The sequence below is a fragment of the Rhizobium sp. KNZ14-9A genome, assembly GCF_056755015.1.
In genome coordinates this window covers 1,016,203-1,030,390 of the sequence record NZ_JBPGXB010000002.1, presented here as the reverse complement: position 1 = coordinate 1,030,390, position 14,188 = coordinate 1,016,203, and the positions used below count along the sequence as shown (strand labels likewise).

Annotated in this window: 16 protein-coding genes; 9 read left to right on the top strand and 7 right to left on the bottom strand. The window is 61.9% G+C overall.

The annotated features are described in order from the left end of the window. Positions 1-133 precede the first annotated feature (133 nt). The 4 genes from ACR9ZQ_RS11270 to ACR9ZQ_RS11255 are packed head-to-tail and all read left to right on the top strand — an operon-like array spanning position 134 to position 3,740. Complete coding sequence (locus ACR9ZQ_RS11270) at positions 134-1,165, top strand: ABC transporter substrate-binding protein (protein WP_481427808.1); 1,032 nt, start codon at positions 134-136, stop codon at positions 1,163-1,165. 11 nt (positions 1,166-1,176) lie between these two features. Then, positions 1,177-2,202, top strand: coding sequence for a FecCD family ABC transporter permease (locus tag ACR9ZQ_RS11265; protein ID WP_481427807.1), 1,026 nt, complete (start codon positions 1,177-1,179; stop codon positions 2,200-2,202). Continuing rightward, positions 2,199-2,963, top strand: coding sequence for an ABC transporter ATP-binding protein (locus ACR9ZQ_RS11260; protein WP_310387180.1), 765 nt, complete (start codon positions 2,199-2,201; stop codon positions 2,961-2,963). The genes ACR9ZQ_RS11265 and ACR9ZQ_RS11260 overlap by 4 nt, the downstream gene beginning before the upstream one ends. Before the next feature lie 3 nt (positions 2,964-2,966). After that, entirely contained in the window at positions 2,967-3,740 is a 774-nt protein-coding gene (locus ACR9ZQ_RS11255) for a class I SAM-dependent methyltransferase (RefSeq protein WP_481427806.1), read from the top strand. 34 nt (positions 3,741-3,774) lie between these two features. On the opposite strand, the gene ACR9ZQ_RS11250 is transcribed toward ACR9ZQ_RS11255, so the two are convergent. The 3 genes from ACR9ZQ_RS11250 to ACR9ZQ_RS11240 all read right to left on the bottom strand — a co-directional run bounded on the left by ACR9ZQ_RS11250 (position 3,775) and on the right by ACR9ZQ_RS11240 (position 6,292). Further along, positions 3,775-3,990, bottom strand: coding sequence for a hypothetical protein (locus ACR9ZQ_RS11250; RefSeq protein WP_310387183.1), 216 nt, complete (start codon positions 3,988-3,990; stop codon positions 3,775-3,777). Between the two features lie 482 nt (positions 3,991-4,472). Further along, complete coding sequence (locus ACR9ZQ_RS11245) at positions 4,473-5,258, bottom strand: class I SAM-dependent methyltransferase (protein WP_310387185.1); 786 nt, start codon at positions 5,256-5,258, stop codon at positions 4,473-4,475. A 329-nt stretch (positions 5,259-5,587) separates the two neighbouring features. Further along, positions 5,588-6,292 (bottom strand): SDR family oxidoreductase, encoded by a 705-nt coding sequence (locus tag ACR9ZQ_RS11240; protein WP_310387186.1) that lies wholly within the window; start codon positions 6,290-6,292, stop codon positions 5,588-5,590. A 117-nt stretch (positions 6,293-6,409) separates the two neighbouring features. On the opposite strand from ACR9ZQ_RS11240, the gene gcvA reads away from it, so the two are divergent. Then, positions 6,410-7,303, top strand: a complete 894-nt coding sequence (gcvA, locus tag ACR9ZQ_RS11235; RefSeq protein ID WP_481427805.1) for a transcriptional regulator GcvA — start codon at positions 6,410-6,412, stop codon at positions 7,301-7,303. 131 nt (positions 7,304-7,434) lie between these two features. Continuing rightward, positions 7,435-8,553: a metallophosphoesterase gene (locus ACR9ZQ_RS11230; RefSeq protein ID WP_481427804.1), complete on the top strand. Its 1,119-nt coding sequence runs from the start codon at positions 7,435-7,437 to the stop codon at positions 8,551-8,553. Here ACR9ZQ_RS11230 and ACR9ZQ_RS11225 read toward each other — a convergent pair. Beyond that, on the bottom strand, positions 8,536-9,396 hold the full coding sequence (locus ACR9ZQ_RS11225; protein ID WP_481427803.1) for a helix-turn-helix transcriptional regulator: 861 nt from the start codon (positions 9,394-9,396) through the stop codon (positions 8,536-8,538). The genes ACR9ZQ_RS11230 and ACR9ZQ_RS11225 overlap by 18 nt on opposite strands. 97 nt (positions 9,397-9,493) lie before the next feature. On the opposite strand from ACR9ZQ_RS11225, the gene ACR9ZQ_RS11220 reads away from it, so the two are divergent. Then, positions 9,494-10,393: an SDR family oxidoreductase gene (locus ACR9ZQ_RS11220; protein ID WP_481427802.1), complete on the top strand. Its 900-nt coding sequence runs from the start codon at positions 9,494-9,496 to the stop codon at positions 10,391-10,393. Here the strand turns inward: ACR9ZQ_RS11220 and ACR9ZQ_RS11215 are convergent. After that, entirely contained in the window at positions 10,390-11,358 is a 969-nt protein-coding gene (locus tag ACR9ZQ_RS11215) for an SDR family NAD(P)-dependent oxidoreductase (protein ID WP_481427801.1), read from the bottom strand. The two genes, ACR9ZQ_RS11220 and ACR9ZQ_RS11215, sit on opposite strands and share 4 nt — an antisense overlap. A gap of 55 nt (positions 11,359-11,413) precedes the next feature. Continuing rightward, positions 11,414-12,172, bottom strand: a complete 759-nt coding sequence (locus tag ACR9ZQ_RS11210) for an SDR family NAD(P)-dependent oxidoreductase (protein ID WP_481427800.1) — start codon at positions 12,170-12,172, stop codon at positions 11,414-11,416. Between the two features lie 156 nt (positions 12,173-12,328). On the opposite strand from ACR9ZQ_RS11210, the gene ACR9ZQ_RS11205 reads away from it, so the two are divergent. Continuing rightward, positions 12,329-12,919 (top strand): TetR/AcrR family transcriptional regulator, encoded by a 591-nt coding sequence (locus ACR9ZQ_RS11205; RefSeq protein ID WP_481427799.1) that lies wholly within the window; start codon positions 12,329-12,331, stop codon positions 12,917-12,919. A gap of 17 nt (positions 12,920-12,936) precedes the next feature. On the opposite strand, the gene ACR9ZQ_RS11200 is transcribed toward ACR9ZQ_RS11205, so the two are convergent. Further along, a complete protein-coding gene (locus ACR9ZQ_RS11200) occupies positions 12,937-13,455 on the bottom strand; it encodes a winged helix-turn-helix transcriptional regulator (protein ID WP_481427798.1) in 519 nt (172 codons plus the stop codon). Between the two features lie 90 nt (positions 13,456-13,545). On the opposite strand from ACR9ZQ_RS11200, the gene ACR9ZQ_RS11195 reads away from it, so the two are divergent. After that, positions 13,546-14,187 (top strand): dihydrofolate reductase family protein, encoded by a 642-nt coding sequence (locus ACR9ZQ_RS11195; RefSeq protein ID WP_481427797.1) that lies wholly within the window; start codon positions 13,546-13,548, stop codon positions 14,185-14,187. Position 14,188: the final 1 nt, after the last annotated feature.

Here is a 14,188-nt window from a genome sequence, read left to right as displayed (position 1 = left end):
TTATTTCCTGCCGCTTGCCGTACGCGATCCGTCCCGATTGGACCACCCGCCGCTAGCCCTCCTCCACGCTTGGCTCACGCATCTGCGCGTGCCGGCGTCTGCTAGCCCTTTTCCTTCCGATCGAGAGTTTCCAATGCGCCAGATTATTCCAGGCTTTTCCCTTGCGCTCGGGCTCGCCAGCCTTTGCCTGGCCGGCCTTGCAGCACCCGCCTTCGCCGCCACCCAATATCCCCTGACCCTCAGCAATTGCGGCCAGAATGTCACTTTCGACAAGGCCCCGGCCAAGATCGTTTCGATCGGCCAGGGCATGACCGAAGTGCTCTTCTCGCTCGGCCTTGCCGACAAGATCGCCGGCACGGCCGTCTGGGTCGGCCCGGTCCTGCCGCAATATGCCGAGGCCAACAGCAAGATCAGACGGCTGGCCGATAACGATCCGAGCTTCGAATCCGTCGTCGGTGCCGAGCCCGATCTGGTGGCTGCCGAATTCGAATGGCATGTCGGCATCCAAGGCTCCGTCGGCAAGCGCGAGCAATTCAAAGACCTCGGCATCAACACCTATATCGCGCCGGCCGATTGCGTCGCCAAGATCAACACCGATGGCGGAGACGGCGTGCGCAAGGAGCTGTTCACGATGGACCTGATCTATCAGGAAATCGCCGAACTCTCCGAAATCTTCAACGTGAAGGACCGGGGCGATAAACTGATCGCCGACCTGAAGAAGCGCGAGGCCGCGGCCGTTGCCTCCGTTTCAGGCGCTGCAGCCAAGAACCTGCCCGTCGTCTTCTGGTTCTCCAGCAAGGAGGTGAAAGGCGATGCCTTCATCGCCGGCAAGAACAGCGCGCCGGCCTATATCCTGAAGACGCTCGGCGCAAAGAACGTCGTGACGACTGAAGAGGAATGGCCCCTCGTCGGCTGGGAAACGATTGCGCAGGCCAATCCCGCCGTCATCGTCATCGCCACTATGGACCGCCGCCGCTATGCCGCCGACGATCCCAAGGTGAAGGTGGATTTCCTGGAAAACGATCCGGTCACAAGGGAGCTCGATGCCGTCAAAAACAAGCGCTTCATCATGATGGACGCGCAGTCGATGAACCCGACGATCCGCACGATCAACGGCATCGAAATCCTGGCAAAGGGCATCGCCGCCTCCGGTCTGGCGCAGTGAGCCAGGCTGCCTTGCCACAGAGACGATGGTGGGTGCTTGCCACGCTCACCATCGCCGCCTTCATCCTGCTCGGTATCATGATCAGTCTCGCCGTCTCGATCGGCGAGATATCGATCCCGCTCGCCACCACGGCAAAGGCGGTCTCCAACCGCCTGTTCGGCACGGCATTCGAACTCAGCCGCATCCACCAGGGCATCGTCTGGGATTACCGCCTCAGCCGCGCGCTGGTGGCGGCCGGTGCCGGCGCGTCGCTGGCGCTTTGCGGCACGGTGCTGCAGGCCCTGCTGCGCAATCCGCTCGCCGAACCCTATGTGCTCGGCATTTCCGCCGGCGCCTCCACCGGCGCCGTCTGCGTCATGATCCTAGGCCTCGGCTATGGCGTGCTCGGCATTTCCGGCGGCGCCTTCATCGGCGCCGTCGTCGCCTTTCTTCTGGTCGGCATTCTGGCGGCGGGCGCGGGTGGCACCAGCGAGCGCATCATTCTCTGCGGCGTGGCGGGCTCGCAGCTCTTCAATGCGCTGACGTCCTATATCGTCACAACCTCGGCCAATGCCGAACAGGCGCGCGGCGTACTCTTCTGGCTCGTGGGGTCGCTCAGTGGTGTGCGCTGGCCGGATGTCTATCTCTCCGTGCCGGTCGCGCTGACAGGCTTGATCGTCTGTCTTGCCCATGTGCGCGCCCTCGATGCCTTTGCCTTCGGCACGGATGCCGCAGCCTCCCTCGGCATCGCCGTGCGCCGCGTGCAGTTCACCCTGCTCGGCGTGACGGCGGCGATGACGGCAGGCGTGGTCAGCATGGTCGGTTCCATCGGCTTCGTCGGTCTCGTCATTCCCCATGCCGCCCGCTTCCTCGTCGGCCCCGCGCATGGCCGCCTGCTGCCGGCGACTGCGCTTGGCGGAGCGATCTTCATGGTCGGCGCCGACATCGTCTCGCGCATCATCATTCCCCAACAGATCTTGCCGATCGGCGTCGTCACCGCGCTCTTCGGCGCACCGGCCTTTGCCATCATCCTCTATCGCGTGCGGAGAAGCGCATGAGCATATCAGTCGACAAGGTCACCTATGCCGCCGGCAATACCGTCATCGTCAACGGCATCAGCATATCAGTCGAAAAGGGCAAGGTGCTCGGCCTGCTCGGGCCGAACGGTTCCGGCAAATCGAGCCTGCTACGCCTGATCTGCCGGCTGCGGCAGGTCAAAAGCGGCGTCATCCGCCTCGGCGACGACGATGTCTCCGGCCTCTCGCGCGCTGCCCTTGCCCGCCGCATCGCCTTGGTCGAGCAGCAGTCGACGACCGACACGCAGCTCACCGTGCGCGATATCGTCCGCCTCGGCCGCACCCCGCATCGCGGCCTCATCGCCTCCTGGGGACCCGATGACGATGCCGCCGTTGCGGAAGCACTCGCCCGCGTCGACATGACCGCGCGCGCCGGCCAGCTCTGGCAGACGCTGTCAGGCGGCGAACGCCAGCGCGTGCATATCGCCAGAGCCCTGGCGCAAACGCCGAGCGAACTCCTGCTCGACGAACCGACCAACCATCTCGATATCCAGCATCAACTCGATATCCTGGCGCTGGTCGCCAGACTCGGCCTCACCTCCATCATCGCGCTCCACGATCTCAATCTGGCGGCGATGTTCTGCGATCACCTGGCCGTGCTGCAGAAGGGCGAGGTCGTGGCCGCAGGCACGCCCGAGGAGGTGCTGACCGAAGCCTTGATCGCCCGCGTCTTCGGCGTGCGCGCCCATATCGAAAGATCGGCCGTGCATGGCCGCACACATATCCAGTATCGGATGGGCTGAGAGATGGATGGCGTAAATTTCGATCTGAAGGAAGAGATCCGCGACTACTGGTCGAAACGCTCGGAAACCTTCGATCTCGCCTTCGGCCACAAGATCGCCCCCGGCCCGGAGGCAGATGCCTGGCAGAAACCGATCCGCGATACCCTCGGCCCTGAGCCCAAACGCGTGCTGGAACTTGCCTGCGGCACCGGCGAAGTGACGCGCCTGATCCACGATCTCGGCCATGACGTTACCGCGCTCGATTTCTCCGAAGCGATGCTGAAGGTTGCCCGCGCCAAACACGCCGGCAAGGAGCGCCTGCGCTTCATCTTGGCGGACGCCGAAAACACCCTGGAGCCGGATGCGCATTACGACGCGATCATCTGCCGCCACCTCGTCTGGACGCTGACGCGGCCGGAAGAAAGTTTTGCCGAGTGGTTCCGCATCCTCAAACCCGGCGGCCTTCTGCTCTTCTTCGATGGCGACTGGGCAAGCCCGAAACCGACCGGCCGCATCGCCAGCCTGCTGATAACATGGATCGACCGTTTCATCGGCGCCGACAGCAACTATGATGGCGCGCTCAGCACCCGCCATGCCCGCATCATGTCAGCCCTGCCCTTCGGCTCCGGCCTGCGCCCCGACATGCTACTGCCGCTCCTGAGACCGGCAGGCTTTACAGGCATCGAACTACACTCCCACGCCCCGATCGCCCGGGCGCAGAGGAAGAATGCCAACCTCAGAAATAAGCTTAGAACGCTGGTCTACCGCCGTTTCATCCTGACCTGCCGGCGGCCCTGATACTTCGAATGGGGGCCGACCGGTCAGCCGCTGCCTACCAGTTGCCAGGATCGGCAGTATGATCAACAGCGGCGAATTCGTCCGCCTTAGCCCGATCCAGTGTCACAGTTCTCGTCCTCTTCGTCTCGTCCGCGACCAGATAGCGAAGCGGTGCCGCGTCCTTGGCAAGCTCCTGATAGACGAGAAGCGCGGCCTCCTCGGCGGTATCGGCCTCGATCTCTCGCGTGATGGACACAGTGAACTTCTGCATGGCTTCGGGCCTTCTCGATCGTCGCGGGCATGGGCGCAATGTCCACCGCCTGACAATAAGCGCAGAGCCGAATAGTTCAAGCTGCCCCTGCCCTCAACGATCAGCCGCCACAGACGGAAGCCATTGGCAGCGGCCGGCTTTGAGCGGCGTACCGTCGTGGCAATGGGAGACGGTGATCAAGGAGGCCACATGACAGAACGGCGGCGCTAATATTCGCCCTGTTGACCCAAAAGAACTGTCGGCACCTATTTGAACATCTCAGGCGAATAGGTGCCGTCGCTGTTCAATATCTCAGCGCGTTGCTGCAGCCGGCAGAGATATTGGTGGATCGAGCATCTGATTGCTGTCAGCGGTCGAACCATAAAGCGCCGCATAACGCCGACATCTATCCAGATGAGCCGGAAGTGGGGAGCATCCGGCTCACAGGTTTCGGCATAACCAAGAAATGGCGGAGATCGAATATCCGAGCCATCAACGAGCTTTCACGGTTTGCGTGCTCGGATGTGTAGGAAGATTGGCGCAACGCGGGTATCGGCTACTACAGGTTCGGCAAGGGCGACTTCCGGCGATGCCATTGGTTCGCCAAACGCCTCGATTATGAAGCCGGCACCGACGATCATGGATACCCAGCTTGTCAGCGTGCGATGGAAACGCGGCACCGAAAAGGGTGTCAGCGCTGCACGCTCTTCAGCTGGAATCTCGGAAAACAGCCAGCGCTCGATGCGCCCGTCGGTCTCATCGAAATAGTCGGCAACCTGAACGGCAACTGCAGCGCCGCTCTCATCGCGGATATTGCGGCGGGTCGGCGGAACGAAACATGGATGCAGAATCGAAAACTGCAAGAACCCACCGGGCTTCAGAATGCGGTGAAGGCTCCCCAGAACTTTTTGCTGGTCAGCCATGTCCATCAGCGACATAAAGGCGGTGACGAAATCAAAATTCCCTTCCGGAAAGTCAAGGCTCTGGCCGTCGCCAACCACGTAGTCGATACCGAGTGGGTCCTGTGCCTCCGTTTGGCGGGCATAGCGAATGAAGGTAGGTGCGATGTCCACCCCGGTCATGCGGGCACCAAGTTGGGCTACTGCGCGGGTATTGGTGCCTTCACCACAACCGAGATCAAGTCCCGTCAGACCTGCGATCGGGGGTAACATGTCCAGAAAGGCGGGCGTGTTAAGTGCGTCGCGATATTTGTCGTAACCAGCACGACTATAGATCGTCCAAGTCTCCGCATTGCTTTCCCAATGGGTGGCGACATCGTTTGTGTTCATGCTCATCGTCCTTCACGCCCTTCCAATCTTTGCTTCTACGTCCGCTTGCCATCCGCAGTGGCATTCGCACAAACCGCAGCGCGAGCCTCGAGATCAGCTCATTTCCGCCGTCGGCTGAACGACCGCCGACGCAGGCGCGTGTTTCCAGTTCTTGAGGTCCGACGCCTTAAGACCGCAATGAAAATCGATCAGGTCTGCTGGTTTGCCAAATCCAATCCCCCTCGGCGCACAATCACAAGGTGTTCTCTCTTATCGAGAAAACACCTTGTGTAGAGCTTATCCGAGAAGAACGTGGGCCGCTGCCCGCCTCAGCAACCCATCCCTGCCGCTCAAACAGACCGCATTAACCCGCCATCCACCTTCAGGCTCTGCCCGGTAATATACCCCGCCCCGTCGGACACCAGAAACGCGATGGTCGCGGCAACTTCCGCACTCGTGCCATAGCGCTGCATCGGCACGGTCTCGCGCCGCTCCTCGGTCGCAGGCAGGCTGTCGATCCAGCCGGGCAGCACATTGTTCATGCGGATGTTCTCGGCCGCATAGGTATCCGCAAAGAGCTTGGTATAGGCGGCAAGGCCGGCGCGGAAGACCGCCGAGGTCGGGAACATCGTCGACGGCTCGAAGACCCAGGCCGTGGAGATATTGACGATCGCACCCTTCTTCTGCGCCTGCATGATCGGCGTCACCAGCCGCACCGGGCGGATGACGTTCATCAGGTAGACGTCCATGCCCGTATGCCACTGCTCGTCGGTGATCTCATTCAGCGGTGCGCGCGGTCCATGTCCGGCGCTGTTGACGAGAACGTCGATACGGCCCCAGGCCTGCATCGCCGCATCGACCAGCCGCTTCAGGTCTTCGTTTGACTGGTTGGAACCGGTGACCCCGACACCGCCGAGCTCCTTGGCCAGCGCCTCGCCCTTGCCGGAGGAAGACAGGATTGCAACCTTGTATCCATCGGCCGCAAGGCGTCTCGCACTTTCGGCGCCCATGCCGCTGCCGCCTGCGGTGATAACAGCCACTTTTTCTACTGACATTTCGGTGCCCTCCTGAAGTGATATCGTCGATTGATCGATGTGTGCACGCACGATACCATCTCCGTCACGTGAGCGCGAACCAGTTCTCCTCTTTTATGGCAGTAGAAAAACTACTCGATGAGCGATATCCCGGGAAAGCTTCCCTCCCTCAATGGCCTCAGAGCCTTCGAAGTCGCGGCGCGCCACCTGAACTTCAGGCTTGCCGCCGAAGAGCTCGGTGTGACGCAGGGCGCCGTCGCCCAGCAGGTTCGCGGGCTCGAAGCGCAGCTTGGCTTGACCCTCTTCGAGCGGCTTCCCCGCACGCTGGCGCTGACGGCCGAGGGCCGGCGCTACATCGCCGATATCAGGCGCGCCTTCGAGCTCATCGCCCGCGCAACGGACGAGCTGAAGCCGCAGGCGATCAAGCTCACCATCAGCACGACGCCGACCTTCGCCTCCAAATGGCTGATCCCGCGCCTGCCTGACTTCACGGCTCTGCACCCCGATCTCGATCTGCATATTCTGGCGACCGAGCGCATCTCGAATTTCGTCGTCGATGGCGTCGATCTCGCCGTCCGCTATGGCCGCCCGCCCTTCGGGCCGGGCCTGAACGCCGAGCTCCTGTTCGAGCAGGAGGTCATTGCCGTCTGCAGTCCGCTGCTGCTTGCCGGCCGGGATGCACCGCGCACGGCCGAGGAGCTTACGGCCTATCCGCTGCTGCACGATGCCCACAATCTCTGGCCGGAATTCGTCGAGCGCCACCTCACAAACAGCCGCAGCCCCTCCTTCAAGGGCATCAGCTTTTCGCAGACCTCGCACGCCATCGAGGCGGCGATTGCCGGACAGGGCATCGTTCTCGCCAATGGCGGCTTCGTCACCGACGATCTGGCCAAGGGCCGGCTGGTGCGTGTCTTCGAAGCCAGACTGCGCGGCCCTTCGGACATCTACCTCGTCTGGCCCCGCTACCGGAAATCTCCTGCGCGGGAAACCGTGATCGGCTGGTTGTTCACTGAGGCGCAGAAGGCAGGCTGAGCGCTCGCGCACGGGGCAGCGTCAGCTTGGCGGACATGAAGAACGACTAGCCCCTTGCGCAGGACGCCGGAGACACCAGATTCAATCTCTTCATTCCCTCCGATAAGCATCGATAATCACAGGCCTATTTAATGTTCCATTTCATTCTCGGGCTTCCATGGCTGGTTGTCCTCCTTCGCTTCATCCTGCCTTTGCCGTGGATATGGCCTGCCAAGGCGCTGCTTGCCGGCGTGCTCCTGGTCGCCTCCCAGCAGGTGCTGCTGAACCGCATCTCGTCAGGTTCCGTCTTCGCGCCCGAATATCCGCGCCCGCTGATTATCGTGCTGAATTTCCTCTTCGGTGCGACGCTCCTGCTGGCCGTCTTCCAGATCGCGCTCGATGCCGTCTTACTTGTCCCAGCTCTCGTCGAGGGACAGTTTCTGGCCGTGCCCCCTGAGGTCCGCTATGTCATCGGGCTCGCGGCCTTCACCCTGGCCGCTTTTGGTGTCGCCGGAGCCGTGCGCATTCCACCCGTGAAGAATATCGAGATAGCAATCCGCGACCTTCCCGAATCTTTCGACGGATATCGCCTGCTGCAACTGACCGACCTGCATCTCAGCCGCCTCTTTCCGGCGTCCTGGGCCGAAGCAGTCGTGAAGAAGGCCAATGATCTGAAAACCGACCTGATCGTCGTGACGGGCGATTTCATCGACGGCCGCCTGGAAAAGCGCCGTGCGGACATCGCACCCCTGGCGAAGCTCGAGGCGCGCGACGGCATCTTCGCCATTCCCGGCAACCACGAATATTATTTCGGCTACGACGATTGGATAGCGCACGACGCCAGTCTTGGCATGCGCATGCTGATGAACGACCACGCCGTCATCGAGCGCGGTGCTGATCGCATCGTCATTGCCGGTGTGACGGATCTGGCAGCATTCGGCAGACCGATGCCCAATCCCGATCTTGCCGCGGCCCTGAAAGACGCTCCGGCCGAAGCCCCGATCATTCTTCTCGACCATCAGCCAAGAATGGCAGCCGAGACGGCCAAATCCGGCATTGCCCTGCAGCTGTCAGGCCACACCCATGGCGGCATGATCCTCGGCCTCGACCGGCTGGTCGCCCGTGCCAACGGCGGCTTCGTCTCCGGCCTCTACCGGGTCGGCGCAATGCATCTCTACGTCAACAATGGCACCGCGCTCTGGCCGGGCTTTGCGCTCAGGTTGGGGCGGCCCTCGGAACTGACGGTCTTCACGTTACGGAAGGGTTCCTGACAGCAGATCGGCAACCGGCCGGCTTTCGCTCTCCCTCACCAGCAGGCGAATACGCTCGGCCACATCGGGATCGACGGGATTGTAGACGACCATGTTGAGATCCGGCCGGCCGTCGATGGCAAAGCCGGAATATTCGAGCGCGATATCGCCGAGGATGGGATGTTTCAGCCGCTTGGTTCCCTCGCCATGCGCGATCACCTCGTTCTCCTCCCAGATTCGCTTGAATTCCACGCTGGTGCGACAAAGCTCTTCCACCAGCTCTGCTATCTCCGAGGTCGCGCCCGCCCGCGCCGCATCCGCCCGGAAGGCGCCGACGACGAAGCGGGCCATCGCCTGCCAGTCATACTGAACATTGCGCACGCCGGAGTTGGAAAAGAGCAGCCGCAGGATGTTCCTGTCTCCGGGCGCAAGCTTCCCGTAATCGGTCATGACGATGGTCGCCGCCCGGTTCCAGGCAACGATATCCCAGGCAGCCGTGCGCACCAAAGCCGGGCTGACCTCCAGCGTATCGATAAGCCGCTGCAGCCGCGGGCTGATGCCCTCGACGGCGCGGTAGCGCACCTCCGGCGGCCGGCCGAGGCCGAGAATGAAGAGATGCTCGCGCTCCGGCTCGGTCAGCATCAGGCCGTTTGCGATCCGGTTCAGCACGTCGGCGGAGGGCGCCCCGCCGCGCCCCTGCTCCAGCCAGGTGTACCATGTGGGGCTGATATTGGCGCGCTGCGCCACCTCCTCGCGTCGCAAGCCCGGCGTGCGCCGGCGGCCCGAGAATCCGAACACGGCCGGATCGAGGCGCGAGCGGCGGTCGCGAAGGAAGGTGCCAAGGGGGTTGCCGTCGGTGCTCATGCTGTCCCTGTTAGCCATTATAATAGGATAACGTCACTACTTTAACAGCATAAAACATAGCGCAATATTGGGCTCCCTAGCAAGAAGGAGACACCGCATGCGTATTTTCCTCACCGGCGCCACCGGCTTCATCGGCTCGGCGATCATCCCCGAACTCCTGAAGGCAGGCCATCATGTTGTTGGTATGACCCGCTCGGATGCCGGCGCAAAAGCGCTCGAAGAGGCAGGTCTCGACGTTCACAAGGGGACGCTGGAAGAGCCCGAAAGCGTCCAGCGCGGCGCCGAAAAGGCCGATGCCGTCATCCACACGGCCTTCGACCATGATTTTTCGCGTTTCGTCGAGAATTGCCAGAAGGACAGCCGCGTCATTGCCGCAATGGGCGAGGCTCTCAAGGGCTCGAACCGCCCGCTGCTCATCACCTCGGGCACCGGCATCGGCAATGCCCATCTCGGAGAGCTCGCGAGCGAGGATGTCTTCAATATCGAGCATCCGAACCCGCGCATCGCTTCCGAACTTGCCGGCAACGCACTTCTGGATGCCGGCGTCAACGTATCCGTCATGCGCCTTCCCCAAGTCCATAACACGTTCAAGCAGGGCCTCGTCTCGCCACTCATCGAAATATCAAAGGCAAAGGGCGTTTCCGCCTATGTCGGCGAAGGCCGCAACCGCTTCCCCGCCGGCCACCTGCTGGACGTCGCCCTGCTCTACCGGCTGGCCATCGAACGTGCTGAACCCGGCGCCCGCTACAATGCCGTCGACGAGGAAGGTGTGACCATGCGCGAGATCGCCGAAGCTCTCGGCCGCGGCCTGAAGCTGCCAGTCGTCTCGGTCACGCCGGAAAAGGCGGCGGAGCATTTCGGATGGATGGCAATGTTCGCCGGCCTCGACTTCCCGGCCTCCAGCGAAAAGACCCGCCGGACCCTTGGATGGAATCCGACAGGTCCCGGCCTGATCGCCGATCTCGATGCGATGGATTACGACAGCCTGGCGGCTTAAACCAAGGCGCCGATCAAGGCCTCGCTTTTCACCCAGAGCTGCCGTGCCTTGTCGGTATCCAGCGCATAGGACCTGACACCGTCGGCAAACGGGCTCTCGGCGTCGTTGATCGGCGCAACTGCGCAATCTTCGAGATAACGCCCGCCGATCTCATCCCTGTCGGCCACAACAGCCGCCCAGACGGATGTTGCCGCCGCCTGCGGAATTTCTTTCAGTTCCGCAGGCGGAAGCCCCGCCTCGGCGCGCGCCTTGCCGACGGTCTCCAGAAGACCTTGCAATGCCTCCGGCGAGAAATGCCGGGGAAGATCCGTGATGCTGTTGCCAGGCATCACCGACGCAGCCCGGATGCCGCGACCCCGGTGCCGCCGGTCGAATTCCACAGCAAAGAGAGCATTGGCCGTCTTCGACCGCCCATAGGCGACGAAGGGCTGGTACTCCTGCGCTTCGAAATTCGGATCGTCGAGATCGACATCGGCAACGCGATGCGCCTGCGACGACAGCACCACCAGCCGCCCATTGTCGGCAAGCAACGGCTCGATGCCGACGATCAGCGCGAAATGGCCGAGATGGTTGGTCCCGAACTGCATTTCGAAACCGTCGACCGTCCGGCCGAATGGGGTTGCCATAACCCCGGCATTGGCGATGACGGCATCGAAGCGCCGGCCATCGGCAAGCAGCCTGTCCGCCGCGGCCCGAACACTTTTCAGGGATGCCAGATCGAGCCCGATCAGTTCCAGACTGCCGCCGCCCTGCTTTGCTGCCTCCCGAACAGGCGCAGCGGCGGGCTCGCTCCTGGCGAGGTCCCTGACCGTTCCGACGACGCTTGCGCCATGGGACACGAGCGAGCGCGCCGTTTCGAGCCCGATGCCCGATGAGACACCGGTGACGAGAAACCGCTTTCCCGTGAGATCGACGCCGGAAAGCACTTCGTCGGCGGTCGATTTTGCGCCAAAGCTTTTGGTCATGTCTTGTCCTTCAATGGTTGATCTCGGAGTTTCGATATTCGACGCCTGCCAGGCGTCAGATTGCCAGGCCACCGGCCACATCGATCACGCTGCCGGTCATGTAGCCTCCATGCGGTCCCGCCAGATGGCAGATGAGCGCGGACACTTCCTCAAGCGTCGCGATACGGCGGATCGTGTGCAGGTTCATCAGCGCGTCGGGCACGCCATCACCCAGCACTTCGGCAGACATGTCTGTCGGCATCACGCCAGGCTGAACGACGTTGACCGTGATGTTGCGTCCACCGAGATCGCGGGCAACGCCTTTCGCATATCCGACGATGGCCGCTTTCGTTCCCGAGTAGTCGGCAGCGCCGGCAAACGGCACATGCGTGCCGAGCAGCGAGCCGATGAAGATGATCCGCCCGCCATCCGACAGCACGGGTGCTGCCGCACGCGTTGTCGCCACTGCGCCCATCACATTGATCTGCCACTGGCGATCGAGATTGACCGTATCCAAATCGGGATTGTCGACCGTCTTGCCCTGCACGGCGATCGCCGCATTGTTGACGAGAATGTCGAGCTTGCCGAAATAGGCGATCACCTTGTCGACCAGCGGTTTGGCCGCCGCCATGTCGGCCTGGTCGCTCTTGATCGCCAGCGCTCGAACACCCCTCGCCCTGAGCTTCTCCACCACCGCCTCGGCCTTCTCGGCGGAAGCCACATAGCTGATCGCAACATCAGCACCCTTGTCGGCAAACGCCTCCGCCGTAGCGGCACCGAGCCCACGAGAACCACCGGTCACGAGCGCAACCTTTCCCTTCAGAATATTCGACATGGAAATCCTTTCTACACACTATCGGGCGCTGCCTGCCCTCATCGAGCGGCCGCGCCTTTTTCGTAACGATCGTTACTGTAATGATTGGTATGAAATGTAGACAAAGCCTGTCAAGTGGTTTAATAACGATCATTATGAAATTGGCGAGTTGATCTGATGGGACGCCATCGCGAATTTGACATGGAGAAAGTGCTCGATGCGGCGCTATGCGTTTTCTGGCGCAAGGGCTACGAGGGAGCGTCCTATGCTGACCTGACAGAGGCTGCCGGCGTCGAGAGACCCGCCCTCTATTCCGCCTTCGGCAACAAGGAAGCGCTCTTCCGGCGGGCGCTGGATCGCTATTCCGAGCGATATCTGGATTATCTTCCGGAAGCGCTCAAGCTCCCCACCTCGCGCCAGGTCGCAGCCCACATCCTCTACAATGCGGTCGACCTCAATACGCGTTTTCCCAATCATACGGGCTGTCTCGGCATCAATGGCGCCGTGGCGGGATCGGACGAAACCGAACCCGTGCGACAGGCGCTGATCGACTTCCGCGCTGCTGGCCAGGCACAGCTTCATGAGCGCTTCGAGCAGGCGAAGGCAGAAGGCGATTTGCCGGAAACGGCCAATACGGAAGCCCTTGCGGCATTCGTGATGGCGATGACCCACGGCATGGCGGTACAGGCCAAAGCCGGTTTCAGCCGCGACATGCTGAACGCCGTTGCCGATCAGGCGCTGTCCACCTGGCCGGCAAAATCATCCTGAACCTCGTGGACGGAAACCTATCCTGCCGCATTCATCTTGGCGCGCACCTCCAGAAAGGCCGCCGTCAGTCGCGCCAGAACCGGCGATTTGACTGATCCGTTCGCCCCGCCGATCGGGTCCTGGATATGGATCCTTCTGAGATCCTCCATGAACTCGTCCCAGAGCGGCTGGCCGCCCTCTTCCAAGAGTTCGGCGCGAATGCTGAGATCCTCGCTGACCGGCAGATGCCTGCGCCCCCAGGCGCCGATCATCGCAAACATCGGCACGAGTTGGATCGAGGCTTCCGTCAGGCTGTAGATCGACTTCTGGCTGTGGGAGGGATCATCGAGCTTGGTGATCAGCCGGTAGGACATCAGCCGCTTGAGACGTGCCGCCAGAATATTGGAGGCGATACCCTCCTCCGACTGCGTCAAGAGCTCGCGAAAGTGACGGCGATTGCCGAACATGATATCCCTGATGATGACAAGGCTCCACCGATCGCCCAGCACCTCCATCGTCAGGTTGATCGGGCAGCCCGACCGCATTTCGATATTCATATCCAACTCCGTGGGAAAAACCAGTTGCATCATAGGATCGGTTATGCAACAACTCAACCGATTTCAAAATGCAATCAGATGGAGGCTGACATGACACGTGTACGTGTTGCTGCATTTTCCCTTTCTATCGATGGTTTCGGCGCCGGTCCTGACCAGAGCCTTGAAAATCCCCTCGGCAAAGGCGGCATGGCGGTGCACCAATGGTTCTTCCCCACCCGCACCTTCCGCACCATGATCGGCAAGGACGACGGCACGACTGGCGTTGATGACGAGTATGGTGCGGCAGGCATGGCGGGCTTCGGCGCTTTCATCCTCGGCCGCAATATGTTCGGCCCGATCAGGGGCGAATGGCCTGACGAAGAGTGGAAAGGCTGGTGGGGTCCGAACCCGCCCTATCACGCGCCCACCTTCATCCTAACCCACTACGCCCGCGAGCCCATCGTCATGGACGGCGGCACCACCTTCCATTTCATCACGGGCGGCATCGAGGAAGCGCTTGAAAAGGCCAAGGCCGCAGCCGGCGACAAGGACGTCAAGATCGGCGGCGGCGTCAGCACTGTCCGGCAATATCTGCAGGCAGGGCTGCTCGACGAGATGCATTTCGCCATTTCCCCCGTCGTCCTCGGCAAGGGCGAAGCCATGTTCGAAGGCATCGACCTGCCGGCGCTCGGCTTCTCCGTCAAATCCCACGAGATGACGGAACTGGCCGCGCATGTCGTGCTCTCGAAGTGAG

What these genes read in the sequence shown, in the direction of transcription:
- ACR9ZQ_RS11270 (WP_481427808.1), top strand. Translation starts at nt 134, where the DNA reads ATGCGCCAGATTATTCCAGGCTTTTCCCTTGCGCTCGGGCTCGCCAGC.
- ACR9ZQ_RS11260 (WP_310387180.1), top strand. Translation starts at nt 2,199, where the DNA reads ATGAGCATATCAGTCGACAAGGTCACCTATGCCGCCGGCAATACCGTC.
- ACR9ZQ_RS11255 (WP_481427806.1), top strand. Translation starts at nt 2,967, where the DNA reads ATGGATGGCGTAAATTTCGATCTGAAGGAAGAGATCCGCGACTACTGG.
- ACR9ZQ_RS11250 (WP_310387183.1), bottom strand. Translation starts at nt 3,990, where the DNA reads ATGCAGAAGTTCACTGTGTCCATCACGCGAGAGATCGAGGCCGATACC.
- ACR9ZQ_RS11245 (WP_310387185.1), bottom strand. Translation starts at nt 5,258, where the DNA reads ATGAACACAAACGATGTCGCCACCCATTGGGAAAGCAATGCGGAGACT.
- ACR9ZQ_RS11240 (WP_310387186.1), bottom strand. Translation starts at nt 6,292, where the DNA reads ATGTCAGTAGAAAAAGTGGCTGTTATCACCGCAGGCGGCAGCGGCATG.
- gcvA (WP_481427805.1), top strand. Translation starts at nt 6,410, where the DNA reads ATGAGCGATATCCCGGGAAAGCTTCCCTCCCTCAATGGCCTCAGAGCC.
- ACR9ZQ_RS11230 (WP_481427804.1), top strand. Translation starts at nt 7,435, where the DNA reads ATGTTCCATTTCATTCTCGGGCTTCCATGGCTGGTTGTCCTCCTTCGC.
- ACR9ZQ_RS11225 (WP_481427803.1), bottom strand. Translation starts at nt 9,396, where the DNA reads ATGAGCACCGACGGCAACCCCCTTGGCACCTTCCTTCGCGACCGCCGC.
- ACR9ZQ_RS11220 (WP_481427802.1), top strand. Translation starts at nt 9,494, where the DNA reads ATGCGTATTTTCCTCACCGGCGCCACCGGCTTCATCGGCTCGGCGATC.
- ACR9ZQ_RS11215 (WP_481427801.1), bottom strand. Translation starts at nt 11,358, where the DNA reads ATGACCAAAAGCTTTGGCGCAAAATCGACCGCCGACGAAGTGCTTTCC.
- ACR9ZQ_RS11210 (WP_481427800.1), bottom strand. Translation starts at nt 12,172, where the DNA reads ATGTCGAATATTCTGAAGGGAAAGGTTGCGCTCGTGACCGGTGGTTCT.
- ACR9ZQ_RS11205 (WP_481427799.1), top strand. Translation starts at nt 12,329, where the DNA reads ATGGGACGCCATCGCGAATTTGACATGGAGAAAGTGCTCGATGCGGCG.
- ACR9ZQ_RS11200 (WP_481427798.1), bottom strand. Translation starts at nt 13,455, where the DNA reads ATGAATATCGAAATGCGGTCGGGCTGCCCGATCAACCTGACGATGGAG.
- ACR9ZQ_RS11195 (WP_481427797.1), top strand. Translation starts at nt 13,546, where the DNA reads ATGACACGTGTACGTGTTGCTGCATTTTCCCTTTCTATCGATGGTTTC.